This window comes from Pseudomonas sp. EA_65y_Pfl1_P113, from assembly GCF_963970525.1.
Lineage (GTDB): Bacteria > Pseudomonadota > Gammaproteobacteria > Pseudomonadales > Pseudomonadaceae > Aquipseudomonas > Aquipseudomonas tritici.
Window position 1 is genome coordinate 1 of the sequence record NZ_CAXAQM010000519.1, and the last position, 465, is coordinate 465.

Here is a 465-nt window from a genome sequence, read left to right on the forward strand (position 1 = left end):
GGCTTCATCGCGGACGGAGAGCATCGACACGCGATCGTCGTTCGTATGCCCGAGTCCTTACGCGCGGACACAAAATCGATCCTCTCCCTCCCATTGCGCGTCGGCGCGTCCGGCCTTGTGCCGCTGGACCGCGTTGCAAGTCTGCGCGAGATGAGAACGGTCGAACCGATCCTGCACGACAATGGTAAGCGCCGCGCCGCCTTGATGGTCAATCTCAACACCAGCGACATCGAAGGTTATGTGACCGCAGCGCGTGCACGCCTCGACGGCAAGCTTGCGCTGCCTGAATCCTATCGCATCGAGTTCGGAGGCCAGTTCCGTCAGCTAGAAGCGGCCCGAGCCCGTCTGATGATCGTCGTGCCGGCGGCGCTGCTGATGATCTTCTTGCTCGTTTATTCGGCGTTGGGGAGCGTCCGTCATGCCGCCGTCGTCTATACCGGTATTCCGTTTGCGATCACCGGTGGC

At 61.7% G+C, this 465-nt stretch carries 1 protein-coding gene; it reads left to right on the top strand.

Features of this window, described 5'->3' with window-relative positions; translation table 11 throughout:
- A partial coding sequence (locus AACY52_RS30860) for an efflux RND transporter permease subunit (protein ID WP_339561473.1) occupies positions 1-465 on the top strand: 465 nt, incomplete at both ends.